Genomic DNA, 12,430 nt, shown 5'->3' on the forward strand with positions numbered 1-12,430 from the left:
ACGGGTTGCATTCAGTGCCATTTGATGGAAGGGAACGGCCCGACATCGCGAGCAAACTGTCTTTCAATGATGGAAGACGCGATCCGCGCATCCCCGAGACAATGCGTCTCACCCGCGCCGGTTTCTTCGGCGCATTAGTGGATCGGTTTGTGTGAACTGGCGCATTTGTGCCGATCGCGCGCTCGCATCCCGTTCTTGCGCAATTCCCATCGCGCAGGGTCTGGCCCATTTGCGGGCACTGGAATAATTGAAGTCTTGACGGAGTAAATCGATGAAATTCAGCAAATTGATCGCAGCCTCGCTGCTGGCAATATCCGCCGTTCCAGCTGCCGCACAGGACGCGCCACCGCAGGCAGAGTTGAGCGTTGGCACTGTCATAATGGGTAACGACGGGACCCAGGTCGGCACCATCGCCCAGGTCATGGAAGGTGCCGTGGTGCTCGACACCGGCAACAACCAGATCCCGCTGCCGCCCACCGCTTTCTACGACACGGGCGATGGCGCGACGATCAACGATACCAAGGCCAATCTCGACGCCAAGATGGACGCCTACGAGGCGGAACAGGACGCCAAGCTGACGGCGGCCCTGACCGCCGGGGCCGAGTTGCGTTCGCTCGACGGCGTGGTGGTTGGCACGGTCCAGACCGTCAACCAGGACGGTTCGATCATCCTTGCGCTGGAAGATGACGAAGGATCGATCCAGCTGCCGCGCGAGCAGCTCGCGACCGACGACAGCGGCCTCCTCGGCCGTTTCACCGCCGCCCAGCTCGAGGCAGCCCTCGGCGGCGGCTGAGCCCGATACAGATCGGACGGATCAGGGGCCGGGGGCGGGATGCCGCTTCCGGCCCTTTCCTTGCCAAAACCGGCAATCAGAACTTGTTGTCGCGGGGAAAGCCCTGCGGCGGCAGGCGCCCGGCGGCGCCGCGCGCGACCTTCCACATGCCGATCTCGGTCTCGGTCCGCGTCCGCCCGGTCTCGCCCCCCATCGCCCAGCTGAGCCCGTCCTCCATCCGGAAGGTGGTTGCATCGGACAGCCCGCCGTCGCGATAGCGCTGGAGGGTCACGCCCTGCCCGCGCGCCATTTCGGGCAGTTCGTCGAGCGCGAACACCACCAACTTGCGGTTGTCGCCGACCACCGCAACGTGGTCGTCATCGGCGGCGATCTCGCGCGCAACGACCAGCTTCATCCCCGCCTTCAGATTGACAACCTGCTTGCCCTTGCGGGTCTCCGCGAGAATCTCGTCCATCGGCACGGCAAAGCCCTTACCCAGGCTCGATGCGACCAGGATCCTGCCACCAGGTCTGTACACGAGCAGCCCGACGATGGTCTCGGCCTCGATATCGAGCACGGTGCGCACCGGCTCGCCGAACCCGCGCGCGCCAGGCAGCCTGTCCGCGCCCAGCGTGTAGCAGCGTCCGTCGTCCGCCGCGAAGATCAGCTTGTCGGTGGTCTGGCAGTGGAGCGCGAAACCCGGACCGTCGCCTTCCTTGTATTTCCAGTCCCCGAGACCATCTGCGCCGAGCGGGAGATGCCCCTTGGCCGCCCTGATCCAGCCTTTAGCCGAAAGGATCACGGTGACCGGCTCTTTCTCGATCATCGCATCCATGCTGAATTCGACCACTGGGGCGGCCTCGGCAATCAAGGTGCGGCGCGCGCCAAGCAAGGTGTCGGGTCCGTATTCCTGCTGCAGTGCCTTCAAGTCGCGCTTGAGCCTGGTGCGCTGGCGGGCCGGCGAGCCGAGCAGCTTTTCGAGCTCCTCCTGTTCGGCAATGAGTTCGTCTTTCTCCTGGCGCAGCTGCATTTCCTCGAGCTTGCGCAGGCTCCGCAGCCGCATGTTGAGGATCGCTTCGACCTGGCGGTCTGTAAGGCCGAATTCGGCCATCATGACCGGCTTGGGATCGTCCTCGGTACGAATGATCTCGATCACCCGGTCGAGATTGAGGAAGGCGATGATGAAACCTTCGACCAGTTCGAGCCGGGCGGCAATCCGGTCGAGCCGGTGCTGGGTGCGGCGCTGGAGGATATCGATCTGACTAGCGACCCAGTGGCCGAGCAGTTCCTTCAGCCCCATCACCATCGGGGTGCGGGTAGCGTCGAGCACGTTGAGGTTGAGCCCGAAACGGGTTTCGAGGTCGGTCAGCTTGTAGAGCGATTCCTTGAGCAATTCGGGATCGACATTGCGGCTCTTGGGCACCAGCACGATGCGGATCCGCTCGTCCGATTCATCGCGCACATCTTCCAGGATCGGCAGCTTGCGGTCGGCGATCAGCTGAGCAATCTGTTCGATCAGCTTGCCCTTGGCGACCATGTAGGGAATTTCGGAGATTACCAGTTGGTATTGTCCGCCGCCGAGCCGCTCGATTCCCGCTTCGCGATCTGACGGCTCCTTGGCTTCCGCCGCATGGAACCGCCCGCGCACCCTGAACGAACCGCGCCCGCTCTCATAGGCGAGCGAAATCGCCTCGGGACTGTCGACGATCACCCCGCCGGTCGCAAAATCCGGACCATGAAACAGTTCCATCAGTCGTGCATGCTCGACATGCGGATTGTCGATCAGTTCGAGCGTCGCCTCGACCACTTCGGCGACATTGTGGCTCGGGATGCTGGTCGCCATGCCGACCGCGATCCCGGTCGCGCCATTGGCGAGGAGGTTGGGAAACAGGCCGGGGAAGATTTCCGGCTCTTCCTCTTCGTTGTTGTAGGTCGGAACGAAGGTGACCGTGCCTTCGTCGAGCCCTTCCATCAGCTCCATCGCGGTGCGCGTCAGACGGCATTCGGTATAGCGTTCTGCGGCCGCGCCATCGCCGTCGATATTGCCGAAATTGCCCTGCCCTTCGACCAGTGGGTAACGCATGGCGAACGGCTGGGCGAGCCGCACCAGCGCGTCGTAGAGTGCAAGGTTGCCGTGCGGATGGTACTTGCCCATCACGTCGCCGGTGATGCGGGCGCATTTCTTGAAGGCGCTGTCGGGCGATAACCGCATCTGCCGCATGCCCCACAGGATCCGGCGGTGGACCGGCTTCAGGCCGTCGCGTAGGTCGGGCAGCGAACGCGCGGTGATCGTCGAGAGGGCATAGACAAGATAGCGCTCGGACAGCGCAGAATCGAACGGAGCATCGACAATCGCGTCGAAAGGGTCTTCTTCGGTGGTGGCGGCCATGTTGGCATCGCCCTAACACCGGCAAGGGCCACAGGACAGCGGGGAAGTTTGCACTTTCCCCACCCGCCATCGGCCAATAGGCTGATTTTTGGATTCGCCGGCGGAGAAGCGACAGATGACCTATTACATTGCGACCAGCCTCGCGCTCCCGTTCGAGGAAGCAATTGCCAGAACGGAGCAGGCACTGAAGGAGGAAGGCTTCGGTGTCCTCACGCGGATCGACGTCCAGGCGACACTCAAGGAGAAGATCGGCGCCGAGTTTCCGGCCTACACGATCCTTGGGGCCTGCAATCCCAAACTCGCCCACCACGCACTCCAGCTCGAGAACAAGGTCGGCACCATGCTGCCCTGCAATATAGTGGTCCGCGATGCCGGCGACGGGATGACGGAAGTCGCGGCGATCGACCCGGTCGCCTCGATGCAGGCGATCGACAATCCCGCGCTGAAGCTGGCGGCGGGCGAAGTGCGTGAGAAACTGGCGCGAGTGATTGACGCCCTCGCTGGGGGTTGACGTTACAGCGCCTGCGCGTCGCGGCTTTCGCTCGGAATGCGCACGATCAAGCCGTCAAGCTCCGGAGTGAGGACTATCTGGCAACCGAGCCGGCTGGTCCGCTCGACCGCGGCGGCGAGGTCAAGCATGTCCTCCTCTTCCTCGCTCGCTTCGGGCAAGCGATCGAACCATTCTGGGTCGACAATCACATGGCAGGTCGAGCAGGCCATCTGCCCTTCGCATGTGCCTTCGAGCGGCATGCCCGCGGCCTGGCCGCATTCGAGCAGCGAGAACCCTTCTTCGCCCTCCGCCCCTACCTTTTCTCCATCGGTGGTAATGAAAGTGACCTTGACCATGGCTAACCTTGCGCATCGGCGGCGCGATTGATCGCTTCCGCCGCTTCTTCGACCTGTTCCATCGTCGTGTAGCGCCCGAAGCCGAGCCTGATCGAGTTCTTCGCCTGCTTGTCCGACAGGCCGATGGCGCGTAGCACATGGCTTGGCCGCCCCGACCCCGAAGCGCAGGCCGACCCAGCCGAAAAGCAGATCTCGCGGCAATCGCTCATCAGCCGGGCGACATCGAGCCCGTCCCTGCGAAGGTTGAGATTGCCCTTCCAGCGGGCGTCGGCCCCGCCATTGAGCGTCCAGCCGGAAAACAGTTCGCGCGCCCGGTTCCACAGGGCTGCGACATGCGCCGCGTCCTGCTCCATGCGCTTGGCCGCCAGCCTGGCTGCCGCCCCGAAGCCCGCGCACAGCGCCGGGCTGAGCGTGCCCGAACGCAGGCCCTTTTCCTGCCCGCCGCCATGGATCAGCGGCTCGATCGCGACCCCATCGCGTAGCCACAAGGCGCCGATGCCCTTGGGCCCGTGGAGCTTGTGTGCGGAAACCGCAATCGCATCGCAGCAATCGGGGATGCCAATCCGGCCATAGGCCTGCACCGCGTCGCACAGCACCAGCGCGCCGTTCTCGCGGGCGATCGCCGCGATCTCCTCGACCGGATTGATTGCGCCGATTTCGTTATTGACCAGCATCGCGGCGACAAGGCCGGTCTTCGGGCCGATCGCATCGCGCAATGCCTCGCTGTCGGCCTGGCCGCCGCGAGTGACGGGTAGGACATCGAAGCCGCGCTTCGCCTTGCGGATCGGTTCTGCGCAATCGAGCACCGCGGCGTGTTCGGTCGCGAAGGTGAGGACGCCACCCTTGGTTCCGAACAGGACCGTATTGAGCGCCTCGGTCGCGCTCCCGGTAAAGATCACCAGCCCGCCGGGCGGGAACAACGCCGCGACCTGGTCGCGCGCCAGCTCGACCGCCGCCGCCGCCGAGCGGCCGAGCTTGTGCGCACTATGCGGATTGCCGAAGCCGGTGCCGCCCGGCCCTTCGAGCCATGGCAGCATCGCATCGCGTGCCTCGGGCGCGAGCGGGGTGGTCGCCTGGTAGTCGAGATAGATCATGCGCACTCCCTAGACCGTTCGTGCTGAGGAGGGAATGAAGCCGGAGGCTGAATTCCCGTCTCGAAGCAGTTTGATCCTTCGAGACGGCCTCAGCCTTTGTCTTCGGCCTCCTCAGGACGAACGGAAGACTATGACAATTGGGCCCAGGCATCGGCGAAGGCGTCGAGGTCTTCCGGCGTGGTGCTCCAGCCGATGCTCACCCGGATCGTGCGCGCGGCGGTATCGTCATCGACGCCGAAGGCCTCGAGCACCCGGCTCGGCTTGAGCGATCCGGAAGAACAGGCGCTGCCGGCCGAGACTGCAAAGCCCATCGCGTCAAGTCGAATAACGGCCGCCCTCGCGCTCATCCCCCGGGATGCCACGGCCAGGATATGCGAGCATTGCGGACCAAAGCCCAAAACCTCTCCGTTGCTTCCCAGGCGATCCTTGAATTCGAAGCGATCGGGAAATGATGTCGGCCAGTTTTCGACTCCGCCTGCCTCAAGCGCGGCGGCAAAACCAAGGGCAGCCGGCAGGTTTTCGGTACCCGGGCGGTAGCCGCGCTCATGCCCGCCGCAGGGTTCCAGCATCGCGAAGTCCTTCACCAGGAGTGCACCGACTCCCACTGGCCCGCCAAGCTTGTGTGCCGACACGACCAGCATGTCGGCATCCGGCAGCGGCACGCGTCCGGCACTTTGCGAGCAATCGGCAAGGAAGATCCCGCCGCATTCCCGAACCGCGTCGGCGCAGGTCTCGCGATTATGCGGGAGCAGGACCGTTCCGGTTTCGGGATTGATGGACTGGACTGCAACAACGGCCCGCCCGGGCCGGGCGAGCGCGGCAGCCAGCGCATCGGGATCAATCGCCCCATCTGCCATCGGCACCGCCTCCGCAGCCGGCGCCGCGCGGAATACCGCATCGTGCTCGACCGCGCTGACGATCCGCCGTTCGACCTTTGCTCGCTGCAAGCCGATCGCCAGCGCCTCGCTCGCACCGCTGGTGAAGATCAGCTCGCCCTGCCAGCCGAGCGCAGCCTTGATCCGTTCGCGCGCGTCCTCCAGCGCCGCCCTCGCCTTGCGGCCCTCGGCGTGTGGGGACGAGGGGTTGGCCCAGATGCGGAACCCCTCCTCCATCGCCGCCTTGGCCTCGGGGCGGAGCGGAGAGGTCGCCGCATGGTCGAGATAAATACGCTTGGGCAAGGTGTTGGACGCTCGGAACAATTGCGAAATCGGGGACTGACCCTATATAGCCAGCAACTTCCCGCGCGCCAGCCGCGCCTCCAGATCGCCAGTTTCAAGGTTCGCACATGCCGTCAGTCATATTTCCCGGTCCCGAAGGCCGCCTCGAAGGCCGTTTTTCCCCGGCACCGCGCCCGCGCGCGCCGGTGGCGATGATCCTTCACCCGCATGCCCAGGCAGGCGGGACGATGAACGACCGGATCGTCCAGCGGCTCTACAAGACCTTCGTCGATCGCGGCTTCGCCACACTGCGCTTCAATTTCCGCGGCGTCGGGCGCAGCCAGGGAAGCTTCGACAACGGAATTGGCGAACTTTCCGACGCCGCCGCCGCACTCGACTGGGTGCAGTCGATCCATCCCGAAGCACAGGTGACGTGGATCGCCGGCGTCAGCTTCGGCGCGCTAATCGGCATGCAGCTCCTGATGCGTCGCCCGGAGATCCGCGGCTTCATCTCGATCGCCCCGCCGGCCAATATGTATGATTTCAGCTTCCTTGCGCCCTGCCCCGCCTCGGGCATCATGATCCAGGGAGCAGCCGACACCGTGGTCCAGCCGCAGGCGGTGCAGAAGCTGGTCGACAAGCTGCGCACCCAAAAGCACATCACGATCCACCACGAGGAAATCCCGCGGGCGAACCATTTCTTCGAGAACGAGCTCGAGGAACTGATGGCGTCGGTCGACAATTACCTCGATTTCCGACTCGATCCAGATTGCCCGATCAGGTGATTTGCGGCAGGCCCAACCGGCCTGACGTCACTTAAGTTTGTGATTTCAATAACTTAAGGAGCTGACGCACCCTGTTGCGCGCCCTCTCGACACGCACTCTTCAATAATGTAATGTTGTAACATTACTCTGCAATTGAGCAGATCGTGAGAAGGAGAGGTGCCATGACCTACCAGGCCAGATCGGGAACCCGCCCCATCTATGCCACGACCGGCGTCATCCTGGTCCATACCGGGCTCGCCTATCTGATGGTGTTTGGATTTGCTCCACCCGGGTTCATCGTCACTCCCGAGACCCGCACAGCAGCGGTGACCTACGAGACAAAGCCCGAAGACCTGCCCAAGCCGCCCGAGCCGAAACAGATAGAGGATGCGCAGATCCGACCCACCATCGAAAACGCCTATATTCCCCCGAAGCCGTACTTCGAAGACACCGGGCCGACGATCACGTTCGACCCGATCCCGAGCGCAGCGACCGACGATCTCGCGCTAGGCGGCACGATCGACAGTGTCGGCGGGTTCGAGGCCAACCTGTTCACGTCCAGGGGACCCAGGCCGATCAACAATGTCGCGCGCTGGGTCACCAACGACGAATATCCCCGCAGCGCGATCATCCGCGAGGAGCAGGGCGTTGCAGGTTTCCAGTTGCGTGTCAGCGCAAAGGGGCAGGTGCAGGATTGCACGATCACGGCATCGAGCGGTTCCCATGCGCTCGACGAGGCAACTTGCCGCTGGGTAACCAAACGGGCGAAGTTCGAGCCTGCAATAAACCAATATGGTGAGAATATCGCGGGCACCTACTCCAATTCGGTCAATTGGAAGCTGCCCTAGTGGCAGGTGGACCATGGCCGAAAAGGAGGTCGCCCGCCTCGCCCCGAACGGGGCGGGCGATATCGCCAGCGCTAATCAAGCTGCTCGGCTTTCTCGACCGGGCTTTCTCCGCTCTCATAGGGGATCGTCATCACCAGCACATTGGCGATCGCGATCGCCGCCAGGACCAGCGCGAGGACAACCCTGATCTTCGGCGCTCCCCTGCGCCACAGGACGATTGAACCGATCACCAGCACGATGGCGCCGAGCATCACCAGCGAAAGCAGCAGATCGAGCATGCAGCCGGCTTAGCTGCAGCGAACGGATCGGGAAAGGCGTTTGTCGATTGCCCGGTTTGACTCGCTCGCGGTCCCGCGACAGAAAACGCGGATGAAAAATTCAGTTCAATTGCAACCAACCAGGCGGGAATTCCTGGGCGGATTAGGTGCCGGTGTCGCCTTCATCGCCCTGCCCGGCTGCCGCGCCGCGCCGGCGATCTCGACCGAAGACGGCAAGGCCCTGCTCGACAAGGTTGCCTGGAACCTGCTCGAGCTCGAGCCGGGCAGCGCGACGGGCTTGGGAGTCGATACCGGCGAACATGCCGTCCTGCGTTCGCAGCTGGGCGACACCTCGGCCGAAGGGATCGCCCGCTATGAAGCGATGATCGCCGCCAATCTCGAGCGCGTGCGCGAAGTCGACACCGCCGAATTCGATCCCGCGACAAGGACCAGTTTCGAAGTGGTCGAAAGCGCCTATTCGACCGCGCTTGAAGGCTTCAAGCTGCCCTATGGCGATATCCCGGTCGGCAGCTGGCGCACGGCGCCCTATATCGTGATCCAGAATGCCGGGGCCTATCTCGATATCCCGAGCTTCCTCGATTCGAGCCACCCGGTCGAAAATGCCGCGGATGCCGAAGCTTATCTCGCCCGGCTCGAAGCCTTTCCCAAGATTCTCGACGGCGAGCTCGACCGGCTGAGGCAGGCAAGCGCGCTCGGAGTTACTCCGCCCGACTTTGCGCTCGACAAGGCCATCCCGCAGATGGAACAGACCATCGCCGAGGCGCGCGAGGGCGGGCCGCTGGTCGATATCCTGATGGCCAAGGCAGGCGAAGCAGGCGTGTCCGGCGACTGGGAGGAACGCGCCAGGGCGATCGTCGCCGAGCAGGTCGGCCCGGCGCTCGAGCGCCAGCTCGAGGAGCTCAGGAACCAGCGCGCACGCGCGACCCACGATGCCGGAATCTCCTACCAGCCGCGGGGCGAGGAATGGTATCAATGGTCGCTCAAGAGTTCGACCACGACCGAGCTCTCGGCGGACGAGATTCACCGGCTGGGCCTCGATACGCTGGCCGAGTTGCAGGCCGAAATGATGCCGATATTCGATAGCCTCGGCCTCGAAGGTGAAAGCGTCGGCGCGCGGATGCGAGCGCTGGCGCAGGATCCCCGTTTCCGCTTTGCCGAGGGCGATCCCGGCCGGGCCGAGATCATGGCCTTCATCCAGGAGCGGGTCGACTGGATCAGGGCCCAGATGCCGCGCGCCTTCCGCACGCTTGCCCCCGGCAATCTCGAAGTGAAGCGCATGCCGCTCAGTTCGGAACCCGGCGCCCCCAGCGCCTATGGCGGGTCGGGCTCGATCGACGGAAAGATCCCGGGCCGGATGTGGGTCAACCTGCGGACGACCGACCTCCATCGCCGCTACGATGTTCCGACCCTGGTCCATCACGAGACCATCCCCGGTCATGTGTGGGAGGGGGAATATTCGAACCAGCTGCCGCTGATCCGAACGCGGTTGGCTTTCAATGCGTTCAGCGAAGGCTGGGCGCTTTACGCCGAGCAACTGGCCGACGAACTCGGCGCCTATGCCGATTTCCCCGCGGGGCGGCTGGGCTACCTGCAAAACCAGGCATGGCGCGCGGCGCGACTCGTGGTCGATACCGGCCTCCATTCCAAGCAATGGACGCGCGAACAGGGAATCGAATATTTCGCCCGCGAGATCGGCCTGTCCGAAGGCGAGACGATCGGCGAAATCGAACGCTACTGCACCTGGCCTGGCCAGGCCTGCGGCTACATGGTCGGCAAGCTGACGATCGTCGCCGAACGCGAGCGGGCGAAGCAAGCCCTTGGTTCCGCGTACGATTTGCGCGATTTCAACCAGGCGGTGGTCGAAGGCGGCAATGCCCCGCTCGATGTCGTGGCCAGGAATATCGATCGTTATATCGCTCGCGCCGCGCCGGGTTGAGATCGGTCGATACGCGCAAGTCGCTATGTCAAATTACGGAGTTGATTTTCGCTTGGGACCGGTTTAATCGATCGATTAATTCCGGGTCTTACGGGTTGTCGGGTCGCAAATCTCCCCAACTCCATCCCGTCGCGGTCGCTTTTGCGGCCGCCATTGAAGTGCGTGCAAGACATGAGGGGTCGACATGAACAGGGCAGAAAATAGCCGAAAACAAGGGTTGCGGGGTAATGAATCTGGATTTTTCTGCCGCGGAGATCGAGGCTCTCTGCGGAATGCTGGTGGATCGCAGCAGCGACATATTCGTCAAGGTCGATCTTGACGGATTCATATTGAGCGCGTCCCACGGGATTGCCCAGCTGGGATATGAGCAAGGCGATTGGCTGATCGGGCCTCATATCCGGGATTTCATCCACCCGGACTTCACCGAAACAGTCGCGCACCAGCGCAAGGCCGCCATTTCGGGCGAATTCAATCGCGACTGGCACGAGGTCATCCTGCTCGATCGCAACGGGCGCGAACTCTGGTTCGAGCATCAGACAAACCGCCTCTCGCATTCCGACGGCAGTGTCTATGCAACGCTGAGCATCCTCAGGAACATCAATGACCGGAAGCTGCTCGAAGACCGGCTCTTTGCAGCGGAACAGACCGACGGGCTCACCGGCCTGTCAAACCGGTCGGCCTTCAATTTCCTGCTCAACCATCTGGTCGAAAAGCAGATTTTTGGCTGCCTCGCGCTGTTCAGGATCGACCACTTCAAGGCGATAAACCTGCGTTATGGGCAGACCGTCGGCGACGAGGTGCTGGTGGCGTTCGCCAGCCTGCTGCGCTCCCTGATGGGCTCGGACGACTTCGTCTCGCGCTTCGGCGGACAGACCCTGGGAGTGTTGTTTCCCCGCAAGAATCCCCGGCAGGCAACTGCCGCATGCCGGCTGGTGATCGATACGATCGCTGGACTGGGCTGCGCACCTCACGCCAGGGACTGTTCGATAACCGCCAGCGCGGGCCTGAGCTGCATCGGGATTTCCGCCGATTTGACAATCTCGAGAGCCGAGCTCGCGCTCTCGCTGGCCAGGTCATCCGGTCCCAATTGCGTCGAGCTCGACAGCAAGATCCCCTTCAGCGAGCGCGTCGCCTGACGAAACCGGCTCGGGATCCGGCCGTCCGGCAGAGGTGCCAATTGCCACAATCGCCATATGGCTGCAGGTAATCGGACAAACACCCGATTCGCACAGGAGACGATCTTGCCCGGCCTGCGCTCCGATATCGATCCAGACGGCCTGCTGGAATTTTCGGTCGTCTTCACCGACCGTTCGCTCAACCATATGAGCGCGGCGTTCCAGGAAGTGATGCACGATATCCACGCGACGCTGTGCGAAGTCTACCACGCGCATCGCGCCGTGGTCGTCCCCGGCGGCGGGACCTACGCGATGGAAGCGGTCGCGCGGCAGTTCGCGACGGACAAGCGCGTGATGGTGATCCGCAACGGCTTCTTCTCCTATCGCTGGAGCCAGATTTTCGAGGCGGGCGGCATCCCGCGCCACGAGCAGGTGCTCAAGGCGCGGCGCATTTCCGACGATCCGCTCGCGCCCTTCGCCCCGCCCCCGATCGACGAGGTCATCGCGGCGATCCACGCCGACAAGCCCGATTTCGTCTTCGCCCCGCATGTCGAGACCGCATCGGGGATCATCCTGCCCGAGGATTACCTGCTCGAAGTGGCGCGGGCGGTCCATGAGGAAGGCGGGCTGTTCGTGCTCGATTGCATCGCTTCGGGCTGCGCCTGGGTCGATATGCAGGCCTGCGACATCGATGTCCTTATAAGCGCCCCGCAAAAGGGGTGGTCAGCGCCGCCCTCTTCCGGGCTGGTGATGATGAACGAGGCCGCACTCGAACGTTGCAAGGCGACGAAATCGACCAGCTTCGCCGCCGATTTGGCCAAGTGGAACGCGATCATGGAAGCCTATCTCAATGGCGGCCATGCCTATCACGCGACGATGCCGACCGATGCGCTGCGGGCGTTCCGCAATGCCATGCTGGAGACAAAACAGATCGGCTTTGCCGCGCTGTGCGCCGCGCAATGGCAGCAGGGAGATGCGGTCAGGAAAATGCTCGCCGCGCGCGGGGTCAAGTCCGTCGCCGCTCCGGGCTTCGGCGCGCCCGGCGTGGTGGTGAGCTTCACCGACGATCCCGAGATCCAGAACGGCAGCAAGTTCCGCGCCCACGGCCTCCAGATCGCCGCGGGCGTGCCGCTGATGGTCGACGAAGGGCCCGACTACAAGAGCTTCCGCCTCGGCCTGTTCGGGCTCGACAAGCTCAAGGACGTGCCCGCCAGCCTGGCGCGGCTGGAG

Annotated in this window: 12 protein-coding genes; 7 read left to right on the plus strand and 5 right to left on the minus strand. The window is 63.6% G+C overall.

The annotated features are described in order from the left end of the window. The first annotated feature begins 271 nt into the window (after positions 1 to 271). On the plus strand, positions 272 to 793 hold the full coding sequence (locus AC16XC_RS09215; protein WP_484034352.1) for a hypothetical protein: 522 nt from the start codon (positions 272 to 274) through the stop codon (positions 791 to 793). 76 nt (positions 794 to 869) lie between these two features. Here AC16XC_RS09215 and parC read toward each other — a convergent pair whose 3' ends face one another. Beyond that, the gene (gene parC, locus AC16XC_RS09220) at positions 870 to 3,161 is read right to left on the minus strand and encodes a DNA topoisomerase IV subunit A (protein ID WP_484034353.1); all 2,292 of its coding nucleotides are present in this window, start codon (positions 3,159 to 3,161) and stop codon (positions 870 to 872) included. 115 nt (positions 3,162 to 3,276) lie between these two features. Between parC and AC16XC_RS09225 the strand changes: the two genes are divergently transcribed. Beyond that, entirely contained in the window at positions 3,277 to 3,672 is a 396-nt protein-coding gene (locus AC16XC_RS09225) for a DUF302 domain-containing protein (protein WP_484034354.1), read from the plus strand. A 2-nt stretch (positions 3,673 to 3,674) separates the two neighbouring features. Here the strand turns inward: AC16XC_RS09225 and AC16XC_RS09230 are convergent, their stop codons facing one another. The 3 genes from AC16XC_RS09230 to AC16XC_RS09240 all read right to left on the minus strand — a co-directional run bounded on the left by AC16XC_RS09230 (position 3,675) and on the right by AC16XC_RS09240 (position 6,279). After that, entirely contained in the window at positions 3,675 to 4,007 is a 333-nt protein-coding gene (locus AC16XC_RS09230; protein ID WP_484034355.1) for a 2Fe-2S iron-sulfur cluster-binding protein, read from the minus strand. Positions 4,008 to 4,009: 2 nt separating this feature from the next. Further along, complete coding sequence (locus tag AC16XC_RS09235; protein ID WP_484034356.1) at positions 4,010 to 5,101, minus strand: cysteine desulfurase family protein; 1,092 nt, start codon at positions 5,099 to 5,101, stop codon at positions 4,010 to 4,012. Positions 5,102 to 5,229: 128 nt separating this feature from the next. Further along, entirely contained in the window at positions 5,230 to 6,279 is a 1,050-nt protein-coding gene (locus tag AC16XC_RS09240; protein WP_484034357.1) for a cysteine desulfurase family protein, read from the minus strand. Positions 6,280 to 6,386: 107 nt separating this feature from the next. Between AC16XC_RS09240 and AC16XC_RS09245 the strand changes: the two genes are divergently transcribed. Both AC16XC_RS09245 and AC16XC_RS09250 read left to right on the plus strand, forming a co-directional pair. Further along, complete coding sequence (locus AC16XC_RS09245; protein WP_484034358.1) at positions 6,387 to 7,043, plus strand: alpha/beta hydrolase; 657 nt, start codon at positions 6,387 to 6,389, stop codon at positions 7,041 to 7,043. A 162-nt stretch (positions 7,044 to 7,205) separates the two neighbouring features. Beyond that, positions 7,206 to 7,871: an energy transducer TonB gene (locus AC16XC_RS09250; protein ID WP_484034359.1), complete on the plus strand. Its 666-nt coding sequence runs from the start codon at positions 7,206 to 7,208 to the stop codon at positions 7,869 to 7,871. Positions 7,872 to 7,942: 71 nt separating this feature from the next. On the opposite strand, the gene AC16XC_RS09255 is transcribed toward AC16XC_RS09250, so the two are convergent. Continuing rightward, positions 7,943 to 8,149, minus strand: a complete 207-nt coding sequence (locus tag AC16XC_RS09255; protein ID WP_484034360.1) for a hypothetical protein — start codon at positions 8,147 to 8,149, stop codon at positions 7,943 to 7,945. Positions 8,150 to 8,240: 91 nt separating this feature from the next. Here AC16XC_RS09255 and AC16XC_RS09260 point away from each other — a divergent pair, with 91 nt between their 5' ends. The 3 genes from AC16XC_RS09260 to AC16XC_RS09270 form a co-directional block, all read left to right on the plus strand. Next, on the plus strand, positions 8,241 to 10,085 hold the full coding sequence (locus tag AC16XC_RS09260; protein ID WP_484034361.1) for a DUF885 domain-containing protein: 1,845 nt from the start codon (positions 8,241 to 8,243) through the stop codon (positions 10,083 to 10,085). 227 nt (positions 10,086 to 10,312) lie between these two features. Next, a complete protein-coding gene (locus AC16XC_RS09265) occupies positions 10,313 to 11,221 on the plus strand; it encodes a GGDEF domain-containing protein (RefSeq protein ID WP_484034362.1) in 909 nt (302 codons plus the stop codon). 105 nt (positions 11,222 to 11,326) lie between these two features. Beyond that, positions 11,327 to 12,430: aminotransferase class V-fold PLP-dependent enzyme (locus tag AC16XC_RS09270; protein ID WP_484034363.1), on the plus strand; the 1,104-nt coding region annotated here is incomplete at its 3' end.

The organism is Candidatus Andeanibacterium sp., assembly GCF_057143545.1.

Excerpts from the sequence above, each read along its gene's own strand:
- AC16XC_RS09225 (WP_484034354.1), top strand. The coding sequence starts at position 3,277 with ATGACCTATTACATTGCGACCAGCCTCGCGCTCCCGTTCGAGGAAGCA.
- AC16XC_RS09255 (WP_484034360.1), bottom strand. The coding sequence starts at position 8,149 with ATGCTCGATCTGCTGCTTTCGCTGGTGATGCTCGGCGCCATCGTGCTG.
- AC16XC_RS09215 (WP_484034352.1), top strand. The coding sequence starts at position 272 with ATGAAATTCAGCAAATTGATCGCAGCCTCGCTGCTGGCAATATCCGCC.
- AC16XC_RS09260 (WP_484034361.1), top strand. The coding sequence starts at position 8,241 with ATGAAAAATTCAGTTCAATTGCAACCAACCAGGCGGGAATTCCTGGGC.
- AC16XC_RS09245 (WP_484034358.1), top strand. The coding sequence starts at position 6,387 with ATGCCGTCAGTCATATTTCCCGGTCCCGAAGGCCGCCTCGAAGGCCGT.
- parC (WP_484034353.1), bottom strand. The coding sequence starts at position 3,161 with ATGGCCGCCACCACCGAAGAAGACCCTTTCGACGCGATTGTCGATGCT.
- AC16XC_RS09250 (WP_484034359.1), top strand. The coding sequence starts at position 7,206 with ATGACCTACCAGGCCAGATCGGGAACCCGCCCCATCTATGCCACGACC.
- AC16XC_RS09265 (WP_484034362.1), top strand. The coding sequence starts at position 10,313 with ATGAATCTGGATTTTTCTGCCGCGGAGATCGAGGCTCTCTGCGGAATG.
- AC16XC_RS09230 (WP_484034355.1), bottom strand. The coding sequence starts at position 4,007 with ATGGTCAAGGTCACTTTCATTACCACCGATGGAGAAAAGGTAGGGGCG.
- AC16XC_RS09235 (WP_484034356.1), bottom strand. The coding sequence starts at position 5,101 with ATGATCTATCTCGACTACCAGGCGACCACCCCGCTCGCGCCCGAGGCA.